Consider the following 20,734-nt stretch of genomic DNA (forward strand, 5'->3'; position numbering starts at 1 on the left):
CTTCAAGGTTTGGGGCAGGGCCTCAGTTGGCAAACCTGAAATGCAGAACGTCACCATCCTCGACGACATATTCCTTCCCCTCTAGTCGCATGAGACCGGCATCCTTCGCGCCGGCTTCGCCGCCATGCTCTACATAGGCAGAATAAGCGATTGTTTCGGCCCGAATAAAGCCTTTTTCAAAATCTGTGTGAATGACACCTGCCGCTTGCGGCGCTTTCGTGCCTTTGGTAACGGTCCATGCACGACATTCCTTCGGGCCAACCGTGAAATAGGTAATCAGGTCGAGTAAGTCATAACCTGCGCGAATAATACGGCCAAGCCCGGTTTCACTCAGCCCGAGATCGGAGAGAAATTCGGCGCGTTCTTCCGCATCAAGCTGCGCGACTTCCGCTTCAATGGCCGCTGAAATTACAACAGTTCCCGCATGTTCAGCAGATGCCTTTTCTACGACCTTGTCCGAATAGGCATTGCCAGTCGCGGCGTTTCCTTCATTGACATTGCAAACATAGAGAACCGGCTTTTGGGTCAGGAGTTGCAAATTGCGGAAAGGTTTTATTTCATCATCGGCGAGATCGACCATGCGGGCGGGCTTACCGTCGCGCAATGCCACAAGGGCGCGGTCTATCAGCTCCGACTGCTTCTTGGCGTCCTTGTCACCGCCACGGATTTTCTTGACCAGCGCTTCGGTTCGTTTTTCAAGGCTTTCGAGATCCGCCAGCATCAGTTCGGTCTCAATCGTCTCTATATCCGAAAGCGGATCGATTTTGCCATCCACATGGGTGATATCGTCGTCGTCGAAACAGCGGACAACCTGAATAATGGCGTCTACCTCGCGGATATGCGCGAGGAACTTGTTTCCGAGACCTTCACCGCTTGCTGCGCCGCGCACGAGGCCAGCAATGTCAACAAATGTCAGCTGTGTCGGGATGAGTTCCTTCGAATGGGCAAGCTCTGTTAGCTTTATCATTCGTTCGTCAGGGACGGGAACCTGACCCAAGTTCGGTTCGATCGTGCAGAAAGGGTAGTTTTCTGCCGCTGCCTGCGCTGTTTCCGTCAGGGCGTTGAACAGAGTTGACTTGCCGACATTGGGAAGACCAACAATTCCACATTTAAACCCCATACTCAGTTTCCTTCTTTCTTAACCGCACGATCTTTTTTCGGCGGTGCAATGTCGATGGCAATTTTATTCATAAAACTTGAGGCGTCTCCAGCAACGATAAGCTCAGCATGACGGGCCACGCTGTCGACGATATTTTCGACCATAGACATTTCTGCTTTTGCAAAATCTTTCAGAACATGCCCGGAAACAAGGTGTTTTTCTCCCGGATGGCCAACGCCTAGTCGGATCCGGCAAAAATCTGCGCCGATATGATCGATGATGGATCGGACTCCATTATTTCCGCCATGCCCACCGCCTGTCTTCACACGCACCTTGCCGAGTGGTAAATCCAGCTCATCATGGAGGACAATGATATTGCCGATAGGTATTTTGTAAAACCGGGCCGCTTCGCCAACGGATTGCCCGGACAGGTTCATGTAAGTAGTAGGCTTTAGCGCAAGAACTTTCGTTCCGCCGACATTTCCCTCAGCGACGAGCCCCTGAAATCGAACGCGTTCCGGCATAAAGGAATGGCGGCGGATAATTTCATCCACCGCCATATATCCAAAATTATGCCGGTTGCCTGCATACCCCTTGCCGGGATTTCCAAGGCCAACCAGCAAAATCATCTTTCCATCCCGATTAGTCTTCGGATTCTTCAGCTTCTGCGCCTGTATCCTCGGCGTCAGCGCCTTCTGCGCTTTGTGCTGCTTCCTCATCTTCAGGATCTGGCTCGACGGTCGGTGCCGCAATTGTTGCAATCGTAAAGTCGCGATCCGTAATCGTCGGCTGTGCACCTTCAGGCAGGGCTACCTCAGAAATATGAACACTATCCCCAATGTCAAAGTTCAGGAGGTCGATTTCAAGCGATTCCGGGATATTGCCGGCGGGGACCATCATTTCAACTTCATGACGGACAACATTCAGCATACCGCCGCGTTTCAGGCCAACACATTCTTCTTCATTGAGGAAGTGAACGGCAACCATAACCGCAATCTGTGATTTAGCAGAAACGCGGAGGAAGTCCACATGTACCGGCAAATCATTAATCGGGTGCAACTGCATGTCACGGGGCAGTACGTTGTGCTTGGTCGATCCAACTTCAACTGTGAAGACCGTTGACAGGAAAGCGCCTTGATTGACGGTTTTCACAAGCTCTTTGGTTTCCAGTGAAATGGAAATGGGGTCTTTTTTGTCACCATAGATGACGGCGGGAGTCCGGCCGTCACGACGCAATGCACGGGAGGTCCCCTTTCCGACCCGGTCACGCGTTTCTGCAATTAATACTGCATTTTCGCTCATTGTATATCTCCTAAGTAACGAGCAACACCGGGACGAACCCGGTGCCAAAATGGCGCGTGCCTCCAGGGGTGCCCGCGCCGCCTATTGCCTGTGCGATTAGTCGAACAGGCTGGAAACCGAGGTTTCCTTCGAAATTCTATACATCGCCTCGCCAATCAGCGGAGCGACTGAAATTTGTCGCATCTTGCTAGAGGCACGGAATGCGTCCGTTGCCATGATGCTATCGGTTGTAACCATCTCGTCGAGCGCAGAGTCATTAATACGCGCAATCGCGCCCCCTGACAGCACTCCGTGAGTCACGTAGCCCGAAACACTTTTCGCACCTTTGTCCATCAAAGCTTTGGCGGCATTACATAATGTACCGGCGCTATCCACGATATCATCGACCAAGATGCAACGCTGATCCTTGACGTCACCGATAATATTCATCACTTCTGAAACACCGGCTTTTTCCCGGCGCTTATCCACGATTGCAAGGTCGGCGTCAAGTCTTTTGGCGTAGGCACGGGCGCGGACAACGCCGCCTACGTCGGGGGAGACAATAGTAATGTCGCCGCCCTTACCGTAATGCGCCTCAATATCGGGAACAATAACCGGGGCGGAGAACAGATTGTCGGTGGGGATATCGAAAAATCCCTGGATCTGTCCAGCATGAAGATCCATGGTCAAAACCCGGTCCGCACCTGCGGTGGTAATAAGGTTCGCGACCAGTTTTGCGGAGATGGGTGTTCTGGGCCCCGGTTTCCGATCCTGACGGGCATACCCGAAATACGGAAGAACCGCCGTGATTCTTGATGCCGATGATCGTTTCAGCGCATCAATGCAAACCAGAAGTTCCATCAAATGGTCATTTGCGGGAAATGAGGTTGGCTGGACAACGAAAAGGTCCTCGCCGCGCACATTTTCGTGAATTTCAACGAAAACCTCCATGTCCGAGAAGCGACGGACATCCGCATCTGTCAAAGGAAGTTTGAGATAGTTGGTGATGGCTTCCGCCAACGGTCGGTTGCCATTTCCCGAAAGCACTTTCATAGGAACGTTCCTTTAGTCAGTAGAGGGTTTTTCCAGTTAAAACACACTGCCCCTCGCGCGAAAATGAACGAGTTGGCGTTGGCGGGCGGAACTTACCAAGGCACTCAAGCCCTGTAAACGCATTAACGCCCTTTTTTAATGGAAATTGTAAAATAACATCAAGATTTTGACTTAAAATAGTCCGGCTCACTTTTTTCAGAAGATCATAGACGCCGCCGGCGCCTCCGCGAGCCGCCAGGCGGGCAACATTGCCCCATGCACCGTTTAGCGAGCCAGACCTGATTCTGTTGCGTTGCCTGATCTCACCGACTTGTTCGCCATTCCGGCGTTCCAAACTCCAGACGAGTTCAATCACCTGGGTTTCAAGTTTCGGCGGCGTAATTTCTGCATGTCCGCGGACAATAAAATTCGCGCCCGCTTCGGTTGGCAAAACATCAAGACCTAGTCGAACCAGCTCATCCTGAATAGCCGCAGCGAGACTCTCCGAGCCATCACCTGGGGCACCTTCGACAATAGGAACGAAAATAATGGGTTTATTAATTACCGCGAAATTTATGCCATCGCCACCAAGCAGTTTATCGATATCGCTGGCGGATTTGACAGCCAGAGCCTCGATCGTTTCCGGGGATATTTCTGCAGGGCTTTCTGCGCCGTTGAGTTTTTCGAGTGCGTAGAGTCCTGTATCGCGGTTCTGTGGGTCGAAAATTGCCCAATTGAGATAGCGCCCGCCATCCTTGTCAATAATATTGCCTCGCACGTAATAGCGGTTTGGTGCAGCAGCGCCGGAGAAGGCTGCAATTCCAAGACCCTGAAGTTTTGTGGCGATGGCCTTTTCAAGGCCTGCGGGACCGTCCTTTAAGGGTTCCACATACAGTGCTGCGCGGGGCCCAGGCGCGGCGCGCCAGGAAGCTTTGGCTTCCGGCTGAAAGGGGCGTTCCAGTGGCTGACAGCTGACGAGAGCGATAGCCAGTACCGCCATTAATGCCTTTATGACAAAACTACATCGCACAGGTTGCAAGCACTCCCAGAAGACAAATCACGATAAAGATGACCATATACGGCATTTTACCCCTCTTTCACAAGTGTGTTAGCCGTTAAGGGCGATAGCGGACAGCTGTCGACCGTAATCAGATTCCCCTCTTTTTACCATACGTCGGTAGCTGAAAAACTGATCCTCTTCAGCGCATGTGTCATTCTCTAGATGATCAATGCCGCCGATCCCCGCCTTTTCAAGTGCTTCCCTCACATAACCGGTTAAATCGAACATATAGCGATCTGGGTTATCCGAGGGGATAAAGAATTTCTCTGCGGCGGGATCGTGGTTGAGAAAAGGTGTCGGGAATTCCGGGCCGACTTCATATGATTTCTGGGCAATAGCCGGACCGATGGCCGCTTTGATATTTTGCTTTCTAGCGCCGAGTTTGGTCATTTCCTCAACGACACCGGCACTGATATTGCCGAGAGCACCTTTCCATCCGGAATGGGCTGCGCCAATCACACCGTTTTCTACATCCGCAAACAAGACCGGAACGCAATCAGCCGTCAGAATACCGAGCGCTATTCCTGGAACAGTTGTTACCATGGCATCCGCCTTTGGCCGCGGGTCCAAGCGCTTCGTATCATTAAGAACAAGAACCTCGGTGCTGTGGATCTGGTAAACAGTCCGAAGAGCATCGGCCGATTGTCCGATCATGGCCATGGCACGAGATCGGTTTTCTGTTACGCATGCCGGATCATCTTTTGAGCCGGGTCCGCAATTGAGGCCCCTGTAAAGTCCATCTGACACACCGCCATCACGCGTAAAGAAGCCATGTGCAAGGGCATCACTTTCAAATATACGACTTTTCAGCATCCTAACTCCCGAACCCTTCCGTGGCGGTGGGCATATTATGAGATAAAGCCATGACTTTGAAAAGGGTTCCCATTTCGGAAGTGCTTGTTAATCGGCGAAGCTGCGCGTCGAGCTTTTTCTTTTGCGTCTCATTTGCCTTCTGGCTAAGCATGTGATGGCGTGCCTCTATACCGAGACGTTCCAGAAAACGTCCCTGCGACGTCGGACCTTGAACGGAAATGTCACGGGCAGACGCGATATTCTTGTGTGTCGCAAATTTAACATGGGCGGTTAGATCGGATTCTCCGGGATCGTTTAAGGGGTCAACATGTCCATGGCCCTTTACCGCCTGAAAGCTATCGCCAAGCAGAGTATCAGATGCACCATAATCGATAATCAGCGCGGCGCCGTTGTTTACGAAAAGAAGTTCGCTGATCCGGCTAATGATTTCCTCTCCGTCCGGGCAGGTCTCGAAAATATCATCATCTGCGCCAGCCAGTATTTGATCAAAGGAGGTTGGTTCCGGCGCCAAGGTAAAGACGAATTCGCTCTCGGTCGTTGTCACTAGGCGCTCATACCATTCACTCTCTCTATAACAGTATTGATGGATAGGAAGGGCATCAAAAAATTCGTTGGCAATCAGAATAACCGGCGCGCCATCAATGTCAGGGAGGGCATCATGCCAGGAAATGTCGTAACCGACCAGAGCAGTTGCTTGCTTGGCTTTTAAACGAGGACTGTTTTCAACAAGGTGAATTTGTGCCGCCGCCAAAAATTCTGGCGCGACACGGGCGCCCCTTAAGGCATCTGTCATTAAAGTGCCGTTGCCCGGACCAAGTTCAATCAAATGGAATTTTGACGGACTGCCCAGTTTGAACCAGACATCAACCGCCCATAGCCCAATAAGTTCGCCAAACATCTGGCTGATTTCCGGCGCGGTGATAAAATCACCCTGTTCGCCGAAGGGCTCTTGCCGGGAATAATACCCATACTCCGGATGTCCAAGCGAGGCTTTCATAAATTTATATAGTGAAATCGGGCCGTTCTTCTCTATCTCTGCCGCCAGGATCTTGCCAAGTTCATTCATGCGGTCTTACGGGTGGGACGGAACATGAAATAAAGGCCGACTATCAGCATCGGCAGGGAGAGAAGCTGACCCATTGTCAAACCGCCGGCGAGAAATCCGAGATAAGCATCCGGTTCACGGAAAAACTCGACAATGACGCGGGCGACGGCATATCCCGCAAAAAAGAGGCCCATTATGAACCCTGGCTTCTCTGCAAAGCGGGTTTTTCGGAAAATGAGCAGGATCACAAACAGCACAGCGCCTTCGAGAAGTGCTTCATAGAGTTGGCTTGGGTGTCGGGGTAAGTCGCCCCCACCCGGGAAAAGCACGCCCCAGGGAACGTCCGTTGCTCTCCCGTAAAGCTCGCCATTGATAAAATTGGCGATCCGCCCAAAGAAGAGCCCGACCGGTACAACCGTTGCCAATAAATCGCCGAACTCCAGAATGACAATCTTCTGAAAACGGCAATAGAGGATTGTTGCAATTACAACGCCGAGGAAGCCTCCATGGAAGGACATACCACCTTGCCAAACCATGAATATTTCCGAGGGATTGCTCAGATAATGGTCTGGCTTATAGAACAGGACATAGCCGAGACGTCCGCCAAGAATGACGCCAAGCGTTGCCCAGATCAGGAACTCATCAACCTGCTTTGCGGAGATGTTCGAGCTTTCCGATCCGGCAAGCCGCATCATTAGGCGCCAGCCAATGATCAGTCCAGCAACATAGGCGAGGGCATACCAGCGTATGGCAAAGGGCCCAATCTGAAAAATGACGGGGTCGATTTCTGGAAACGCGATCGCCGTGAAAAGGGTCGATAATATCATCGGGGTACTATATAAAGCTCTTGAAAATAATCGCAAGCAAATCAGGGCAAAGAGGTTGCTTTCGCTTGCCGCTGTCGCCATTATGAACGGGAAATTTTGAGGACCCAACGCGATGCAGACAAACTCACGGCTTTTTGATGATCTGGCCCGCCTTGCCACAGGCGCCCTCGGGACGGCGCAGGGTGTGAAAACGGAGTGGGAAAATCTTTTTCATCAGCGGTTGGAGCGCTTTATCAGCGAGATGGATCTTGTCCCGCGGGAAGAGTTTGATGCCGTCAAGGCTATGGCAACTCTCGCGCGGGAGGAAAATGATGCGCTGAAAGAACGTCTTACTGTGTTGGAAGAAAAAATCGAGGCTCTCTCCAAAACGCCACGACCGCGCAAGGCGGCTCCGGCGAAGGCTAAATCTACCACCCCGAAAAAATAGATACCCTGGCAACAAGAGTTTGCGACTGACGCATATTTATCCACAAGAAATATAGCTATGGGCCATATTCTTTGTTGCGCCGCAACTCAAGGCGGATTACGCTAGATTTATGGTGTTGCGAAAATTGTAGCACCATATATGGCCTGTAGTAGATTTCCTTACCGGCTGAGCGTTGAGGTCAGTAGCAGAGCGCCAGCCGACGGGATGGTTCTGAAAGGAATGCCTCCATGACGTCCTTGTACCTCACGCGCGAAGAACTCGAAGAATCCAACCCCCTCGATCTTATAGAGAGCATTATTGCCGATAACGACTGGTCGTTTGATCGTCAGGGTAACAATGAGCTCACTGTCGGTGTTGAAGGGAGTTGGTGCCAATATCATCTCTGGTTTTCCTGGCGGTCTGATCTTCGGGCCCTACATTTTTCTTGTGCATATGACGTTAAGATTCCGGAACGGCAGTATGGCTCCGTTTATGAGTTGCTGGCGCGTGTCAACGAGCGCATGCCGGTTGGTCATTTTGACACTTGGCGGGAAGAAGGAATGATCCTGTTCCGTCATTCACTGTTGCTGAGCGGCGCCTGCGTTGTCACCAATGAACAGATCCAAACGTTAGTCGAGATCGGTATGAGTGAACTCGAAAAATTCTATCCGGCAATTCAATTTTGCCTCTGGGGTGGTAAAACCCCTGAAGACGCTATTGAGGCGGCTATGTTTGAAACGATGGGTGAGGCATAGGAATGAACCTTTCCCTGCTGCTTGTCGGTTGCGGCAAGATGGGGCAGGCAATGCTCGGTGGTTGGATCGATCATGATATCGATCCGGCCAATATTGTTGTCATCGATCCCAATTCTGATAACCTTGACGTTGCCCTGAAGCTGGGTTGTCTGGGCCTAAGTTCCGCATCTGAAATCCCAAGTGATTTTCAACCGGATGTGATTGTCCTCGCCGTCAAGCCGCAGGTTATTGGTGATGTCCTGCCGATGTTTCGGGCTTTTGCTGAGAAGGGAAGCCTTGTTATTTCGATTGCTGCGGGCACGAGAATTGAAACGTTCGAAACGGCGTTTGGTAAGGCCTCCGCCATTGTTCGGGCGATGCCTAATACCCCCGCCGCCATTCATCAGGGAATGATTGTCTGCTGTCCCAATGGACATGTTTCTTCCGGTCAGAAGGATTATTGTGACCGCCTTATGTTGGCTATTGGATCAGTTGCCTGGATTGAAGAAGAAGGTTTTATGGATGCGGTAACCGGGTTGTCCGGCTCAGGCCCCGCCTATGTTTTTTATATGATTGAAGCGATGACAGCTGCCGGTTTAAAAGCCGGATTGCCTGAAGACCTGGCCGTGCAGCTTGCGCAGGAAACCGTTGCCGGGGCAGGGGCCCTTGCCCGTCAATCTGAGGAGACAGCAGCACAGCTTCGAAAAAACGTCACAAGCCCGAACGGTACGACCGCCGCAGGGCTTGATGTGCTGATGAACGAGAAGAATGGCCTTGGCCCTTTGATGGAAAAGACTGTCGCGGCCGCTACTGCTAGATCCAAAGAACTGGGTTAAGTAAATAAACTCTACGATATTCTCTTTAAAGGTGTGCAAAAATATCTATATACTCTTTATGCTCATGGTGAGGATAGAGTAATGAGTGATAAAACTGACCCGAAGACACCTACGAACACAACATCGGCGTCTACAAGTGACGATGGGAGTGCCGCGTCCAGTAGTGGCGGCGCGCCGATCGTTGCAGGCGGGCTGATGATTCCCGATCTCAGCGCTATCACAACAATGCAGAATGATAATATGCAGAAGATGACGGCGGCGGTACAGGCCGCGTCGAAAGGCCTGCAAGATATCGTTGCTGCGCAGCGCTCGACTTTGCAGCAGACGGTTGGCAATTTGCAGACGTCACTCAACAGCTCAGTCGGAACGGCAAAAGCAGGTGAGGGGGCAACCCCTGATATCCAGTCGGAGATCGATAACTTGAACCTTACCGTCGACAACCTGAGCAAGGCGGCGGACACGCTAACGGCGTCGACCAGCAAGTCTTTTGACGCCATTAACAAATCAATGGAGCAATCGCTGGCCACGATTGAGCAGGTTGCGGAGAAATTTTCTTCTGGCGGATGATTTTCGTATCATTTTGCAATAGCATCTTCGAAACTAAGGAGATGCGAAAGATATGACAGAACAAATTACATTTGATGATTTTTTGAAGGTGGATATTCGCGTTGGAATGGTGGTGGAAGCGGTTGAGTTTCCCGAAGCCCGCAAACCCGCCTACAAGCTGAAGATAGATTTTGGGGGTGATTTTGGCATTCGCAAAAGTTCTGCTCAAATTACAGTACTTTATAAGCCGGAAGAGCTTGTGGGGCGGCGCGTGATGGCAATAGTGAATTTTCCACCACGGCAGATCGGACCGTTTATGTCAGAAGTCTTGGTGCTGGGCTTCAGCGATGCGGAGGGGAATATCTCCCTTGCGAGACCGGATCATGATGTGCCGATAGGTGGCCGCCTTCACTAATCTGAAAAGGAGGAGAGTAGAATGATGGCCGATGCCAATGATGACAACAATGATAATGATATGCCTGTGCCGCCGGACCTTACGTCGCTGTTTCAGAAACAAACCCAGCAGATAAATGATGCCTGCGAAAAGGCAAGTCAGGCTTTTTCCGTGTTCAAAACCCGGGATTCAGATGTCGCCAGCCTGACGCAAAGCCTGAATAGCGAAGTCAATGAAGTTTTTATGATGGCCAAGGCGGCAAAAACACCGCAGTTGGCCATGGCGACCATTCCGCCGGTTCTCGCTCTTGCTAATACCGCGTTTGCAAAAGTGCCGGTCACTGACCAGAAGGCTGTCAGTGAAATTCAGCAGGCATTTGCCCCGTTTGGTAAATAATTCAGCTCTAGAGCGGCAGGCGGATTTCGATCCGCAAGCCGCCTGCTGGCGCCTCTCCAAGTGAAATCTGTCCGCCGTGCCCGTGAATGACGTCGCGTGCGATTGTCATCCCAAGGCCACTGCCGCCCGTTTCCGTGTTACGAGAAGGATCCAAACGGAAAAACGGACGAAATACATCCTTTCGCTTATTCTTCGGTATGCCGGGACCATCATCATCAATAAGAATAACTATCTCTGAATTGGTCGCCTTGACAGTGATCCATATCTCTTTTGCATAGCGTGCTGCATTGTTGATCAGATTCGTAATACAGCGTTTGAAACTGCTGGGCCTTATTTCAGCATGAAGGCTCTTCGGTGTTTCCAATGAAACCGCTGTGCCTTGACGGCGTGCATTCATAACGATGTCCTGGAAAAGCTCTGTGACGTCCGTTTCCTCGACCGTCTCCGCCTCCTGTCCGCGGGCAAAGGCGAGATATCCCTCAACCATCTTTTCCATGTCGGCCACGTCACCCTCAAGACTGGCCTTGCTTTCATCGTCCCCCGGCATCATCGCAAGCTGCAGCTTCATGCGAGTCAGCGGTGTGCGAAGATCATGACTGACCCCGGCCAGCATTTCCGTCCTTTGGGTGATTTGGCGAAGAATGCGATGCTTCATTACGTGAAAGGCACGAGAGGCAGATCGGATTTCCTGTGCGCCGCTCGGTTTGAAATCATCAACGAACTGGCCCTTGCCAAATTGTTCTGCTGCAGTCGCGAGTTGGCGGATAGGGCGCATCTGATTGCGCAGAAAAAGAAGTGCAACACCTAATAGGACAAGAGAGATGGCGACCATCCACATGACGAAAATATAGGTCGTCGTGGAAAAGAGCCGCTTGTCACGGACAATGACTTGCAACACACCGTCGGGAAGTTGGATCAGTAGGATAACGGATTCGAGTTTTTTGTTGGTTGAGATATTGAAAGACCGAGCGGGTAGGCTCTCCTTCAATGCGTTCACCAGATGGCTCTCCAAAAAGCCGTAGTTTTGCTGCTTGTCACTACCCTCGGGGAGCCGTGCTTGTGGATCGATGCTGACAGCGAGGCGCATTTGTCCCCGTGCGATGTTGAGGATGTCCGCTTCTGCCGTTTCGCCGGGAAATCGATCGCGAAGAGAAATGACGGCGGCTACATCGCCAGCAACCCCTTGCGCAAGACGCCGGGCGACGTCATCCCAATGACGTTCATAAAAAATGTAGGTTACGAGAATTTGCAGCAGCAGGATGGGAAGTACCACAATCAGGATTGATCTCCCGAACAGCGTCCGGGGCATCATGTTCTTAATAAAACCCGCCGTGATCTGGTGGTATATTTTCCGAATTATGGCTAGTCCGCCCATAGAACATATCCTTCACCCCGAACAGTTTGAAGATGTCGGGGTGATTTTGGGTCCTCTTCAATCTTGCGTCTGAGGCGCGTGATTTGCACATCAACGGCGCGGCCCTGGCTACCGCTCGACAGAGAAAGATCCTCACGACTAATGGGAACACCGGGCATGGCGGCGAGAGATTTTAGTAGAATCGATTCACCCGAAGTCAGATTGATAATCGTTCCGTCCTTTAACAGCTCGCCGCGCTCCAGGTTGAAGGTGAAGGCACCGAATTGCAGCTCTTTCAGCTTTTCCGTCTTGGATCGTCGCAGAATTGCGTCAATACGCAGCAATAGTTCTCGTGGTTCAAAAGGTTTACTGAGGTAATCATCCACGCCGACCTCAAGCCCAAGAATGCGATCTTCGGCATCTCCCATCGCGGTTAGCATCAAGATAGGCATTTCCCGGCTCATCCCGGGCCCGCGCCGCATTCGACGCACCAGATCGATCCCATCTCCCCCCGGCATCATCCGATCCAGTACAATCAGGTCAAAGAAGAAGCCAACCATCTTGTCTTCAGCAGTTTCCGCGCTGGGTGCTGTGGAAACGCGGTACCCGTTATCCATAAGAAATTTCTTCAAGAGGGATAACAACCGCGTATCGTCATCCACAACCAAAATATGAGGGGCGTTATCCATCACCATTAGCTATCCGTTGCGCTTCGTTGTCATGTTTTCAGGATCCGGCTCAGAACGGTGTCGCGATTTGTCTCGTCGATCAGGCCCGTGAGAACCTTCCGATAGCCCGCAACCGCTTCTCCGCCAGCTTCTCGAAAGGCGTTGGCGACAAGCTCCCGCTGCACACGGCTCACTTTTTGCTCTAGATGGCGGCCTTCTTCTGTCAGATAGAGGCAGCGTTGCCGTCGGTCTTCTTCTCCTTGCCGCTGCTCGACAAATCCTCGCTGGATAAGGTTGCTGAGAACCCGGTTCAGGCTTTGTTTTGTGATCTGTAAAATATCGAGTAGTTCCGACACGGTCATGCCTTCATTGCGTCCGACAAAGTGAATCACCCGATGATGTGCCCGGCCAAATTTATAGTCTTTCAGGATCTCATCTGGACCGGCGGTGAAGTCGCGATAGGCAAAAAACAGGAGTTCTATTGCCTGACGCAGTTCTTCTTCGCGCAGGAAGAGGGGATTATTTATGGATTTTACGTCAGTCATGTTGACATATATTTCTTATAATGTTACAAAATCATCGTTCGGTTCGACATAATCGAACTTATTTTTGGGAATATACGATATTATAATAACGCAAGGTGCTTCAAAATGGATACCTCCTCTTTTGCCGAACGTGATGGCTTTATCTGGTTGAATGGTAAACTCGTACCATGGCGCGATGCAAACATCCATGTCCTTACACATGGATTGCATTATGCCAGCAGTGTGTTTGAAGGGGAACGGGTCTATGACGGTGAAATTTTCAAGCTTGAAGAACATACGGATCGGTTGATCGAATCTGCACGAATTCTTGGCTTCACGCTTGAGCAGACCGCAGAAGAAATAAATGAAGCATCACGCCAGACCGTCTTGGCGAACAAAATCGTTGATGGCTATGTCCGCCCGATTGCGTGGCGCGGCTCGGAGATGATGGGCGTCTCGGCGCAAAACAATCGTATCAATTTAGGCATCGCCGCCTGGGTTTGGCCGAGCTATTTCTCACCCGAGGCCCGCATGAAGGGCATTCGGTTGAAACTTTCTAAGTGGAAGCGGCCCTCTCCTGAAACAATCCCGACCCAGTCCAAAGCCGCGGGTCTTTACATGATCTGTACACTGAGCAAGCATGACGCTGAGGCCGAAGGCTTTGATGATGCGTTGATGTTGGACTATCGCGGTCGTGTAGCTGAGTCGACAGGGGCGAATATCTTCTTTACCAAAGGCGGCGTCCTCCATACGCCAACACCGGATTGTTTCCTGGATGGTATTACGCGGCGGACGGTGATTGATCTTGCAAAAGCGCGTGGGATCGAAGTTGTAGAGCGCGCGATCATGCCCGAAGAAATGGCTGACTTTGATGAATGCTTCCTGACGGGGACTGCAGCAGAAGTAACGCCAGTCAGCAGTATCGATACTTATCAGTTTACGCCCGGTGATATTTGCGCACAGCTTATCAAGGACTATGAAAACTGCGTCCGCAGAAAGATTGCCGCATAAAACTGCTAAAATAGGCTATATTTCATACCCGTCTTAACCATGTTGAGACGGGTATTTTGATTTTTGTGTAATTTCATTTAAAATAGCGCCTATATATATAAGGAATTGATTAAGCCGTAGACTAATCGGGACACTGGATCATTATGAAAGCAAGGCGTTTTTCTCTGGCTTTGGGGCTGGTTTTTCTGAGTACACAGTTTGTTCAGGCAAGTTTTGAAAAAGGGCAGGAGGCTCTGGATCGAAATGATGCCTCCACAGCTATTGAAGAATTGCGACCGGTAGCAAAGCGCGGTGATGCCCGGGCTCAATATGCGCTCGGCCAAATTCTCGAGAACGGAGCAGATGGCGTTGATGCGGATTTGGTTGAGGCCTATGCTTGGTTCAAGTTAGCTGCTGCTCAGGATTTTGAGGAAGCAAGCACTGCAATTGATCGGCTTCGCGATTTAATGTCTACGGATGATCTCCGCGCGGCACAAGAGCGCTCCTTTGCGGCGTTGGGATTCTGGTATCGTGATTTCACAGGGCAGGATGAAGCCGCTTTTCAGGAGGCAAAAGCAACGCTGGCTGTGCCGCAAGGGCAATCCGCTCCTGTTACCGAGAGTTCACTCGCCGAGCAACGGGCCGCCGCACAGCGTGAGTTGATCGCACAGCGTAAAGCAGATGCAGAGGCAAAAGAAAAAGCACTTGAAGATAGCCGTCATGCTGCAATTCTGGCCGCACAGCAGGCTGCCGAAAAAGCCAAGCGCCAGGCCGAACTCAGAGAGCAGAAAATTGAGGAGCAGCGACGCGCGATTGCCCAGAAGGATGCCCAGCAAAGCCAGTCCAGCCTTGCCGCGGCAAAAGCACGTCTTGCAGACTTGATGGCCAAGCAACAAGGTGGCGCGGTATCGACCGCGTCGTCAGCCTCCAAGCCAGTGGCGGAGGCAAAGATTGAGCCGAAAGTTTCGGAAACGTCGCAGGAAGTGGCTACTATTAGTAAAAAGCCAACCGTGAAAGCGGCAGCCCTTGAAACCGAAATTGAAAGTGCCCCCACGCCGTCGACGACGAAAGACGCGGTTGCCGCGCCGCAAAAAGTAGCTCTTGCAACAACTTCCGATCCGGTAAAGAGCCAAGGTTCGCAAGAGGTGACAAATCCTCCTCTGACGAAATCTAAAACAGAGGCCCTCGCGGCATTTAAATCGCTCGATGGGTTGGATAAAGACGCGGTTGAGGAAATATTCGAACAAGCGAAGATTGCCGATCTGAATAATTCTGAGGCGCAATCTGAAATCGAGAAATCGCTGGTGCGGATTGAGGCGTTGAAATGGTCACTTATTTCCGGCGCGAAGGGTGATAACGCTGCTCCAAAAATGAACAAGGTACTGATGTCCAAAATGTCTTCAGTACAAATCGCGGAAGCAAACCGGCTTGCCGGTGAGTGGCTGATTGAACAGCAGAAAGAGCTTTAATCAAGCAGGATAAGTGTTCCGCGTTGTCTAAGAATCTGAGTTCCAGCGTTTCGCGGCTTTGAGATCGCTTTCACGCTCCTTCACCCAGTTCGTTTCACCACTTGCATTCATTTCCTGTTTCCAGAAGGGGGCCTTGGTTTTAAGCCAGTCCATCAGGAAATGCGCAGCCTCAAACGCGTCTTGTCGATGCGGTGAGGCCGTAATAACCAGTACAATTGGCTCCCCAAGTGCCATATCCCCATAGCGGTGTATGATCAGGCAATCCTGCAGGTTCCAGCGTTCCCTTGCGTCATCTTCAATTTTTGAAAGCTCCCGTTCGGTCATGCCGGGATAATGCTCCAGACTGAGGCCGGTGACTTTAGTTCCATCGTTAAAATCGCGGACAAGGCCGGTGAAACTGACAACGGCACCAATGTCGGTGCGCCCGTTCGTCAATGTCTCAATTTCCTTGCCAATATCGAATATGTCGCGCTGGACGCGGATCATTCTACCCTCCTGTCACGGGCGGGAAAAAGGCAACTTCATCTTCATTTTTAAGGGCCGTATTGCCAGTGATATATTCCTGATTAACCGCAACCCTGACGACCTCAAGATCACTGAAAACCTCCGCGAATGTAGGTCCGCGCGTTTTCATCCAACGGACAAGGCTATCGGTATCGGGACATTCTTCCGACCAAGGGATGGTTTCCTCAGTCATCTGTAATTTGGTTTTCAGCCAGGCAAAATAGAGAATTTTCAACTCATCAACTCCGAAAAGGGGAGAAAAGTGACCATATCCCCTTTGTTTATATAGGTGACGTCGTCCCCGATTTCGATTAATCCGTTTGCCCAGATGGCGGACGACAGAATACCGGAGCCTTCCGTCGGGTATTTTTCGGCTCTTCCGGAGCCGTCTTTTGAGACAGAATATCGACCGCGTAGCCATTCAGTCCGTCCGGATTTTTCTTCATGCTGAACTCTGCTGCCGCGCGGAAAGACAGGGGCGGTTCTATGGCTGCACCGCTTAAGGTTTTGATCAGTGGCCGGACAAACAGCAACGTGCAGACAAGAGCCGCGATCGGGTTTCCTGGCAAGCCGACAAAGGCAGTATTGCCGATTTGACCGAGGGCAAGTGGGCGCCCCGGCTTGATCGCAATTCGCCAGAAATGCAAATGGCCAATATCGCTGAGTGCAGTTCTGACATGATCCTCATCCCCCATGGAAACACCGCCGGAGGTAAGAACCAGATCATGATCTTTTGCGGCTTCATTCAGGGCTGCCCGGACGATGGGAAGTCGGTCTTTCAAGATGTCAAGGTCAGTGACTGAGCATCCAAGATTGTTGAGTAGGCCAGCTAGGATCAACCGATTGCTGTCGTAGATGCTTGTTGTGGAAGCAGCCTCCCCGGGGTTGATTAATTCATCTCCTGTGGAGAAAAGAGCGACCTTGAGGCGCTTGAAAACATGAACCGTTCCCAGTCCGACAGAGGCAAGATATCCAAGTTCCTGTGGGCGAAGGCGTGTACCTTTTCTCAGCAGGACCTCGCCCTTGCGAATATCCTCACCCGTCTTGCGGCAGTTGGCGCCGGCCTTCAGTCCGGTTGGCAGGATGACTTGATTGTCCTGCAATGAGATATCTTCGACCATGGCAATTGTATCAAAGCCATCCGGCATGATCGCCCCGGTCAGTATCTTGACCATAGTATTGGGTGTTGATGTGCCTTTCCAGGGGTGGCCTGCCTTGCTTTGCCCTGCAATGCTGTATGGTCTATCGGGATCCTTTTCATAGTCTGAAAACCGAAAGGCGTATCCATCAACGGCGGAATTATCCGAAGGCGGCACATTTCTCGGGGCGATGATATCTTCTGCGACGATGCGGCCGCCCGCCTCGAACAGGGATATACTCTCGGTGGCGACAACGGGAGCTGCGGCGGCAGATATTTTTTCAAGTGCTTCTGTCGCGCTGATCATTTCCGGCGGATTTGCAAAGCAATCGTTAGCCAGCCGTGCCATGGGTGGTCTCCTCCAGCTTGAAAAACTGAACGATAAACTCCGCGATGGCGTTTTCATCATTCAAATCAAGAACCGGGACAGGTGCAGAGTAGGACAGATCGGGGGTTGCCAGTGCGATAATATTGCTATCCGAGGTAACCCTTGGTTCTGTGCCGCTTTCCCGCCGCCATACCTCAATTTTTGGGAAATCTTCAGACTTGAATCCTTCGACCAGGAGAATATCAACGGGGGTCATCTTGGCGATCAGATATTCAAGACGCGCCTCACCGCTGCCATGGTTTTCATGCATCAGGGCCCAGCGGCTTGATGATGAAATCAGTACTTCCTCGGCTCCGGCCTCCCGATGTCGATAGGAATCCTTGCCCGGCGTATCAATATCGAATTTGTGATGCGCGTGCTTGATTGTAGAAACCTTGAAGCCGCGTTTGATCAGCGCTGGGATCAATCGCGTCAACAGAGTCGTTTTGCCGTTTCCGCTCCAGCCTGAGATGCCGATTATTTCCATGCGTCAATTGCCCATATCCGTGCGACTATGACCCTTCTTCCATCATATGCTTGAGGCCGAGGCGTAAATAGTCATATCCAGTCCAGACTGTAAGCAAGCCGGCCATCCAGAGCAATATTTGACCGATCAGAATGGCGTCGAACTGGCCTTCAACAGCGGGCCCTCCCAACAGGAAGCAAAGGGCAAATATCTGCGCGGCGGTCTTCCATTTGGCAAGTTTACTGACCGGCATGCCAATCCGTAGTTCTGCGAGATATTCACGCAATCCGGATACCATTATTTCACGGCAGAGAATAATTGTGGCGGGGATAAGATCCCATTCCCCAATCCGACCGATGCCAACGAGAACGAACAGAACCGAGGCAACAAGCAACTTATCAGCGACGGGATCCATAAACCGTCCGAGATTTGATGTTTGCCGATAGCGTCGTGCGAAATATCCGTCGAGAAAATCTGTTATCCCGGCGGCAATAAAAAGGCCAAGCGGCACCCAGCTTCCCAAATTACCGGGTAGAAACAGGGCCGCCAGCAGAAGAGGAATGACAACGATACGAGAAAGTGTCAGTAAATTAGGTAAGCTTGATAGCATGAGTTATGTGACGCCAACGGCTGATTAAAAAAACAGTATAGGCACGCGACTGGGTGAATTAAAGAGCAGAAATCAGCTTTCTTCGTGGAAAAACTGATAGATGGTTTCGGCAGTTGCACGGGATATGCCTTCTACCGCCTGCAGATCGCTAAGCGCGGCTTGTTCGACCCCTTTAGCGGACCCAAACCGGTTGAGAAGTGCCTTCTTGCGTTTGGCGCCGATGCCTGGAATTTCATCAAGCGGCGAGCGTCCGATCGCGCGGGACCGTTTTGCCCGGTGTGTTGAAATGGCGAAGTGATGCACCTCGTCCCGAAGTCTTTGCAGGAAGTAGAGCGTGGGATCCTTTTCAGGGAGTGAAAAAGGAGCTTCTTTTCCGGTCATAAAGAACCGCTCTCGTCCAGCGTTACGGTCTGGTCCCTTAGCAATACCAACAAGAGCGACGTCGTTGACCTCAAGTTCGTCCAAAACCTCTTGCACGACGCTCAGCTGTCCCTGGCCCCCATCAATCAGGATCAGGTCGGGCCATTGCTCCCGTGATCCGGAAACAGCCGGACCTGCTTTGTTTGGATCCTCCTTCTTCAGACGAGAAAAACGCCGTGTCAGAACTTCGCGCATCATGCCGTAATCGTCACCGGGCGCGAGCGCCGTATTTTTGATATTGAACTTGCGATAGGCCTTTTTCTCAAACCCCTCTGGTCCGGCGACTACCATCGCGCCGACAGAATGGGTGCCGGAAATATGGCTGTTATCATAAACTTCTATGCGGGTGGGCGATTCCGTAAGCCCGAACGCCGCAGCAACACCTTCAAGATGTCTACGTTGGCTGGCATTTTCCGCCATGCGCCGCGCCAAGGCGCCTTTCGCGTTCAAGAGGGCATGCTCGACCATTTCCCGCTTTGCGCCCCGTTTTGGCGTTTCAATTTTGACCACGCGTTCGGATGCGATGGACAGAGCTTCCCCGATTAAGTCAGCATCCATGAGTTCATGGCTTGTCCAGATACGCCGGGGCGCACTTCGTCCATCATAAAACTGTCCAATAAAGGCACTCAGAACATCGGCCGGATCGTCTTCCTTATTGTGGCTTGGGTAATGGGCACGGTTGCCGAAATTCTGCCCGGAACGAAGGAAAAAGACCTGAACACAGGTCTGGCCACCTTCTTGAAACGCCGCGATGACATCAACCTCCTCGACACCAGGCAGGTTAATCGTCTGCTTCGACTGGATATGCGCCATCGCTTTAAGCCGGTCACGCTGAACGGCGGCCTGCTCGAAATCAAGCGCATCACTCGCTACCTGCATTCGAACTGCAAGCTTTTCCTGCAACATGTGGCTCTTGCCTGAGAGGAAGCTTCGTGCTTCATCGACGACATCGAGATAATCTTCACGGCTGATGAGCCCGACGCATGGGCCGGAGCAGCGCTTGATCTGATATTGCAGGCAGGGGCGGGTGCGGTTTTGAAACTCTGAGTCCGAGCAAGAGCGTAAGGGGAACAGTCGCTGAAAAGTCGCAAGTGTTTCATTCACGGCACCGGCGGATGCGAAGGGACCATAATATTCGCCTTTACGTGATCTCGCGCCGCGATGCTTTGTAATTTGCGGCCATTCGTGATCGCCGGTAATCAGAATATAGGGGAAGGATTTGTCGTCCCGCAGGATGATATTATAGCGCGGCTTCAGGTTCTTGATCAGGTTGGCTTCGAGGAGCAGCGCCTCCACCTCAGTGTGGGTCGAGACAAATTCCATGGAGCGGGTGAGTGAAACCATGCGCATAATGCGCGTCGACTGGCCGGTCATCTTCACATAGGAGCTGACCCGGTTTTTCAGATTTTTGGCTTTCCCGACATAGAGAATCTGACCCGCCGCATCTATCATGCGATAAACACCTGGAGAGGTGGGCAGGTTCTTTAGGAAGCGTTCAATCACCTTGGCGCCGCGGCGGAAAGGTGATTCGCTATTGTCCTCTGTCGATTCTGAGCTTTGCTGCATCATTACTGTTTATCAGGTCGCGAAAAGGAGCGATAGTTTAGTAGGTGGACTTAAAACGATTTTCAGTAAAACACTCTAACTCCCTTATTCGTAAGAGACATTAGAGATCAAAAAAATTGCCTCCAATTTTAGTTGTTACAGTTTTTTTACACTATCCACGAAATCTGTGGAAAACTTTGTGAATAAGCC

25 protein-coding genes and 1 pseudogene are annotated in these 20,734 nt (G+C 51.4%); 8 read left to right on the forward strand and 18 right to left on the reverse strand.

Annotated features, from left to right (window positions below; translation table 11 throughout):
* Positions 1-22: 22 nt before the first annotated feature.
* The 8 genes from ychF to lgt form a co-directional block, all read right to left on the reverse strand.
* Positions 23-1,120 carry a redox-regulated ATPase YchF gene (gene ychF / locus AC0L73_RS14205; protein WP_227953062.1) on the reverse strand — a complete coding sequence of 366 codons (1,098 nt, stop codon included), beginning with the start codon at positions 1,118-1,120 and terminating at the stop codon, positions 23-25.
* Positions 1,121-1,122: 2 nt separating this feature from the next.
* Positions 1,123-1,728: an aminoacyl-tRNA hydrolase gene (gene pth / locus AC0L73_RS14210; RefSeq protein ID WP_227953064.1), complete on the reverse strand. Its 606-nt coding sequence runs from the start codon at positions 1,726-1,728 to the stop codon at positions 1,123-1,125.
* Positions 1,729-1,741: 13 nt separating this feature from the next.
* On the reverse strand, positions 1,742-2,401 hold the full coding sequence (locus AC0L73_RS14215) for a 50S ribosomal protein L25/general stress protein Ctc (protein ID WP_227953066.1): 660 nt from the start codon (positions 2,399-2,401) through the stop codon (positions 1,742-1,744).
* Between the two features lie 96 nt (positions 2,402-2,497).
* On the reverse strand, positions 2,498-3,433 hold the full coding sequence (locus AC0L73_RS14220; RefSeq protein ID WP_227953068.1) for a ribose-phosphate pyrophosphokinase: 936 nt from the start codon (positions 3,431-3,433) through the stop codon (positions 2,498-2,500).
* A gap of 16 nt (positions 3,434-3,449) precedes the next feature.
* Positions 3,450-4,412, reverse strand: a complete 963-nt coding sequence (locus AC0L73_RS14225) for a hypothetical protein (RefSeq protein ID WP_473654028.1) — start codon at positions 4,410-4,412, stop codon at positions 3,450-3,452.
* Between the two features lie 108 nt (positions 4,413-4,520).
* Positions 4,521-5,285, reverse strand: a complete 765-nt coding sequence (gene pgeF, locus AC0L73_RS14230; protein WP_227953072.1) for a peptidoglycan editing factor PgeF — start codon at positions 5,283-5,285, stop codon at positions 4,521-4,523.
* A gap of 1 nt (position 5,286) precedes the next feature.
* Positions 5,287-6,351 (reverse strand): class I SAM-dependent methyltransferase, encoded by a 1,065-nt coding sequence (locus AC0L73_RS14235; protein WP_473654029.1) that lies wholly within the window; start codon positions 6,349-6,351, stop codon positions 5,287-5,289.
* Entirely contained in the window at positions 6,348-7,157 is an 810-nt protein-coding gene (gene lgt / locus AC0L73_RS14240; RefSeq protein ID WP_227953076.1) for a prolipoprotein diacylglyceryl transferase, read from the reverse strand. Before lgt ends, AC0L73_RS14235 begins: the two co-directional genes overlap by 4 nt.
* Positions 7,158-7,269: 112 nt before the next feature.
* On the opposite strand from lgt, the gene AC0L73_RS14245 reads away from it, so the two are divergent.
* From AC0L73_RS14245 to AC0L73_RS14270, 6 genes are all read left to right on the forward strand, one after another.
* Positions 7,270-7,584, forward strand: coding sequence for an accessory factor UbiK family protein (locus AC0L73_RS14245; RefSeq protein WP_227953078.1), 315 nt, complete (start codon positions 7,270-7,272; stop codon positions 7,582-7,584).
* Between the two features lie 227 nt (positions 7,585-7,811).
* The gene (locus tag AC0L73_RS14250) at positions 7,812-8,318 is read left to right on the forward strand and encodes a type III secretion system chaperone family protein (RefSeq protein ID WP_227953080.1); all 507 of its coding nucleotides are present in this window, start codon (positions 7,812-7,814) and stop codon (positions 8,316-8,318) included.
* A 2-nt stretch (positions 8,319-8,320) separates the two neighbouring features.
* Positions 8,321-9,133: a pyrroline-5-carboxylate reductase gene (proC, locus tag AC0L73_RS14255; RefSeq protein WP_227953082.1), complete on the forward strand. Its 813-nt coding sequence runs from the start codon at positions 8,321-8,323 to the stop codon at positions 9,131-9,133.
* An 81-nt stretch (positions 9,134-9,214) separates the two neighbouring features.
* Complete coding sequence (locus AC0L73_RS14260; RefSeq protein WP_227953084.1) at positions 9,215-9,700, forward strand: hypothetical protein; 486 nt, start codon at positions 9,215-9,217, stop codon at positions 9,698-9,700.
* A gap of 52 nt (positions 9,701-9,752) precedes the next feature.
* Positions 9,753-10,094, forward strand: coding sequence for a tRNA-binding protein (locus tag AC0L73_RS14265; protein ID WP_227953086.1), 342 nt, complete (start codon positions 9,753-9,755; stop codon positions 10,092-10,094).
* Between the two features lie 21 nt (positions 10,095-10,115).
* Positions 10,116-10,469, forward strand: a complete 354-nt coding sequence (locus AC0L73_RS14270) for a hypothetical protein (protein WP_227953088.1) — start codon at positions 10,116-10,118, stop codon at positions 10,467-10,469.
* A 7-nt stretch (positions 10,470-10,476) separates the two neighbouring features.
* Here the strand turns inward: AC0L73_RS14270 and AC0L73_RS14275 are convergent, their stop codons facing one another.
* From AC0L73_RS14275 to AC0L73_RS14285, 3 genes are read right to left on the reverse strand one after another with little or no spacing between them, the layout of a single operon-like run.
* Entirely contained in the window at positions 10,477-11,844 is a 1,368-nt protein-coding gene (locus tag AC0L73_RS14275; protein ID WP_227953090.1) for an ATP-binding protein, read from the reverse strand.
* Complete coding sequence (locus tag AC0L73_RS14280; RefSeq protein WP_227953093.1) at positions 11,832-12,518, reverse strand: response regulator; 687 nt, start codon at positions 12,516-12,518, stop codon at positions 11,832-11,834. Before AC0L73_RS14280 ends, AC0L73_RS14275 begins: the two co-directional genes overlap by 13 nt.
* A gap of 23 nt (positions 12,519-12,541) precedes the next feature.
* The gene (locus AC0L73_RS14285) at positions 12,542-13,036 is read right to left on the reverse strand and encodes a MarR family winged helix-turn-helix transcriptional regulator (RefSeq protein WP_473654030.1); all 495 of its coding nucleotides are present in this window, start codon (positions 13,034-13,036) and stop codon (positions 12,542-12,544) included.
* Between the two features lie 105 nt (positions 13,037-13,141).
* On the opposite strand from AC0L73_RS14285, the gene AC0L73_RS14290 reads away from it, so the two are divergent.
* Positions 13,142-14,026 carry a branched-chain amino acid aminotransferase gene (locus AC0L73_RS14290; RefSeq protein WP_227953097.1) on the forward strand — a complete coding sequence of 295 codons (885 nt, stop codon included), beginning with the start codon at positions 13,142-13,144 and terminating at the stop codon, positions 14,024-14,026.
* A gap of 143 nt (positions 14,027-14,169) precedes the next feature.
* Positions 14,170-15,474, forward strand: coding sequence for a hypothetical protein (locus tag AC0L73_RS14295; protein ID WP_227953099.1), 1,305 nt, complete (start codon positions 14,170-14,172; stop codon positions 15,472-15,474).
* 27 nt (positions 15,475-15,501) lie between these two features.
* Here the strand turns inward: AC0L73_RS14295 and AC0L73_RS14300 are convergent, their stop codons facing one another.
* The 7 genes and pseudogenes from AC0L73_RS14300 to uvrC all read right to left on the reverse strand — a co-directional run bounded on the left by AC0L73_RS14300 (position 15,502) and on the right by uvrC (position 20,548).
* Positions 15,502-15,960, reverse strand: coding sequence for a molybdenum cofactor biosynthesis protein MoaE (locus AC0L73_RS14300; protein ID WP_227953101.1), 459 nt, complete (start codon positions 15,958-15,960; stop codon positions 15,502-15,504).
* 1 nt (position 15,961) lies between these two features.
* The gene (gene moaD / locus AC0L73_RS14305) at positions 15,962-16,213 is read right to left on the reverse strand and encodes a molybdopterin converting factor subunit 1 (RefSeq protein ID WP_227953102.1); all 252 of its coding nucleotides are present in this window, start codon (positions 16,211-16,213) and stop codon (positions 15,962-15,964) included.
* Positions 16,210-16,518: a hypothetical protein gene (locus AC0L73_RS14310; RefSeq protein WP_473655450.1), complete on the reverse strand. Its 309-nt coding sequence runs from the start codon at positions 16,516-16,518 to the stop codon at positions 16,210-16,212. Before AC0L73_RS14310 ends, moaD begins: the two co-directional genes overlap by 4 nt.
* Positions 16,497-17,525: pseudogene (locus tag AC0L73_RS14315) on the reverse strand (molybdopterin molybdotransferase MoeA); the annotation flags it as partial. The gene AC0L73_RS14310 and the pseudogene AC0L73_RS14315, both read right to left, overlap by 22 nt.
* Entirely contained in the window at positions 17,449-17,970 is a 522-nt protein-coding gene (gene mobB / locus AC0L73_RS14320) for a molybdopterin-guanine dinucleotide biosynthesis protein B (RefSeq protein ID WP_473654031.1), read from the reverse strand. The gene mobB and the pseudogene AC0L73_RS14315, both read right to left, overlap by 77 nt.
* Positions 17,971-17,995: 25 nt before the next feature.
* Positions 17,996-18,559, reverse strand: a complete 564-nt coding sequence (gene pgsA / locus AC0L73_RS14325) for a CDP-diacylglycerol--glycerol-3-phosphate 3-phosphatidyltransferase (RefSeq protein ID WP_227953108.1) — start codon at positions 18,557-18,559, stop codon at positions 17,996-17,998.
* 72 nt (positions 18,560-18,631) lie between these two features.
* Positions 18,632-20,548: an excinuclease ABC subunit UvrC gene (gene uvrC, locus AC0L73_RS14330; protein WP_473654032.1), complete on the reverse strand. Its 1,917-nt coding sequence runs from the start codon at positions 20,546-20,548 to the stop codon at positions 18,632-18,634.
* Between the last annotated feature and the right edge of the window lie 186 nt (positions 20,549-20,734).

It is taken from the genome of Sneathiella sp. D3-11 (assembly GCF_055809395.1).

What these genes read in the sequence shown, in the direction of transcription:
- AC0L73_RS14265 (WP_227953086.1), top strand. Translation starts at nt 9,753, where the DNA reads ATGACAGAACAAATTACATTTGATGATTTTTTGAAGGTGGATATTCGC.
- uvrC (WP_473654032.1), bottom strand. Translation starts at nt 20,548, where the DNA reads ATGATGCAGCAAAGCTCAGAATCGACAGAGGACAATAGCGAATCACCT.
- AC0L73_RS14270 (WP_227953088.1), top strand. Translation starts at nt 10,116, where the DNA reads ATGATGGCCGATGCCAATGATGACAACAATGATAATGATATGCCTGTG.
- AC0L73_RS14275 (WP_227953090.1), bottom strand. Translation starts at nt 11,844, where the DNA reads ATGGGCGGACTAGCCATAATTCGGAAAATATACCACCAGATCACGGCG.
- AC0L73_RS14285 (WP_473654030.1), bottom strand. Translation starts at nt 13,036, where the DNA reads ATGACTGACGTAAAATCCATAAATAATCCCCTCTTCCTGCGCGAAGAA.
- AC0L73_RS14220 (WP_227953068.1), bottom strand. Translation starts at nt 3,433, where the DNA reads ATGAAAGTGCTTTCGGGAAATGGCAACCGACCGTTGGCGGAAGCCATC.
- proC (WP_227953082.1), top strand. Translation starts at nt 8,321, where the DNA reads ATGAACCTTTCCCTGCTGCTTGTCGGTTGCGGCAAGATGGGGCAGGCA.
- AC0L73_RS14280 (WP_227953093.1), bottom strand. Translation starts at nt 12,518, where the DNA reads ATGGTGATGGATAACGCCCCTCATATTTTGGTTGTGGATGACGATACG.
- AC0L73_RS14245 (WP_227953078.1), top strand. Translation starts at nt 7,270, where the DNA reads ATGCAGACAAACTCACGGCTTTTTGATGATCTGGCCCGCCTTGCCACA.
- mobB (WP_473654031.1), bottom strand. Translation starts at nt 17,970, where the DNA reads ATGGAAATAATCGGCATCTCAGGCTGGAGCGGAAACGGCAAAACGACT.
- pgsA (WP_227953108.1), bottom strand. Translation starts at nt 18,559, where the DNA reads ATGCTATCAAGCTTACCTAATTTACTGACACTTTCTCGTATCGTTGTC.
- pth (WP_227953064.1), bottom strand. Translation starts at nt 1,728, where the DNA reads ATGATTTTGCTGGTTGGCCTTGGAAATCCCGGCAAGGGGTATGCAGGC.
- pgeF (WP_227953072.1), bottom strand. Translation starts at nt 5,285, where the DNA reads ATGCTGAAAAGTCGTATATTTGAAAGTGATGCCCTTGCACATGGCTTC.
- AC0L73_RS14250 (WP_227953080.1), top strand. Translation starts at nt 7,812, where the DNA reads ATGACGTCCTTGTACCTCACGCGCGAAGAACTCGAAGAATCCAACCCC.
- AC0L73_RS14225 (WP_473654028.1), bottom strand. Translation starts at nt 4,412, where the DNA reads ATGGCGGTACTGGCTATCGCTCTCGTCAGCTGTCAGCCACTGGAACGC.
- AC0L73_RS14235 (WP_473654029.1), bottom strand. Translation starts at nt 6,351, where the DNA reads ATGAATGAACTTGGCAAGATCCTGGCGGCAGAGATAGAGAAGAACGGC.
- AC0L73_RS14260 (WP_227953084.1), top strand. Translation starts at nt 9,215, where the DNA reads ATGAGTGATAAAACTGACCCGAAGACACCTACGAACACAACATCGGCG.
- lgt (WP_227953076.1), bottom strand. Translation starts at nt 7,157, where the DNA reads ATGATATTATCGACCCTTTTCACGGCGATCGCGTTTCCAGAAATCGAC.
- ychF (WP_227953062.1), bottom strand. Translation starts at nt 1,120, where the DNA reads ATGGGGTTTAAATGTGGAATTGTTGGTCTTCCCAATGTCGGCAAGTCA.
- AC0L73_RS14290 (WP_227953097.1), top strand. Translation starts at nt 13,142, where the DNA reads ATGGATACCTCCTCTTTTGCCGAACGTGATGGCTTTATCTGGTTGAAT.
- AC0L73_RS14295 (WP_227953099.1), top strand. Translation starts at nt 14,170, where the DNA reads ATGAAAGCAAGGCGTTTTTCTCTGGCTTTGGGGCTGGTTTTTCTGAGT.
- AC0L73_RS14300 (WP_227953101.1), bottom strand. Translation starts at nt 15,960, where the DNA reads ATGATCCGCGTCCAGCGCGACATATTCGATATTGGCAAGGAAATTGAG.
- AC0L73_RS14215 (WP_227953066.1), bottom strand. Translation starts at nt 2,401, where the DNA reads ATGAGCGAAAATGCAGTATTAATTGCAGAAACGCGTGACCGGGTCGGA.